This is a genomic window from Polaromonas sp. P1_E3, from assembly GCF_056405935.1.
This window is the reverse complement of record NZ_JBFUBD010000838.1, coordinates 1-576: the sequence shown is the minus strand read 5'-3', so window position 1 is coordinate 576 and position 576 is coordinate 1. Positions and strand designations below refer to the sequence as shown.

The 576-nt window shown below is 56.9% G+C and carries 1 protein-coding gene; it reads right to left on the bottom strand.

Features of this window, described 5'->3' with window-relative positions:
• Positions 1 to 541: hypothetical protein (locus AC1D0Z_RS23850; RefSeq protein ID WP_477660580.1), on the bottom strand; the 541-nt coding region annotated here is incomplete at its 3' end.
• Positions 542 to 576 lie beyond the last annotated feature (35 nt).

The following is a 576-nucleotide window of genomic DNA, read 5'->3' as shown; positions in this document are numbered from 1 at the left end:
CCTCATGGTGAAGCATGTCATCGGCTGCATCGACAAGTACTCTCGATAGCGCGGCTTGCCACTCAACATCTGTCGGATCGAGCCTATCCAACAGCATTTGCACCGCTCTCCGCCGTGGGTCGAACAGATCGTTCCAAATCTTCGGTTGCCAGAACGATATCTCTGGGCCCAATCCTTGATACTCAACTCCGATGATGCGGGACCCGAATCGGTCGCTAAGGAGTTTCTTGCAGAGCTCCAAGCCTAGCGAACGATTGAAGCGGTCGGCATCGTCCAAGAGAATGGCCGCAAAATCCAAGCGCTCCATAGCAGAAGCCTGTGTTGGCCCTCCGCGAAGTGCGAATAACCCTTTCAGCGTGCCCCGGGCATTGTTGGAATAGGTCGCACTCTCCCCAAAACTGAGGTGGGCCAGCAGACTAGCGGCCGAACGGAAGTGCGCCCCCCAAACCGCAATCTTCTCCAAGGCGAACACCAGCGTTTGTCGAGCCTCCGAAAGTTGCTCCAACTCTTCGCGAGGCCAGTTCTCGAGAACGCGCTCCAAAACGACTAACGTAGCGGCAGGGTCAGCCTCCGCCA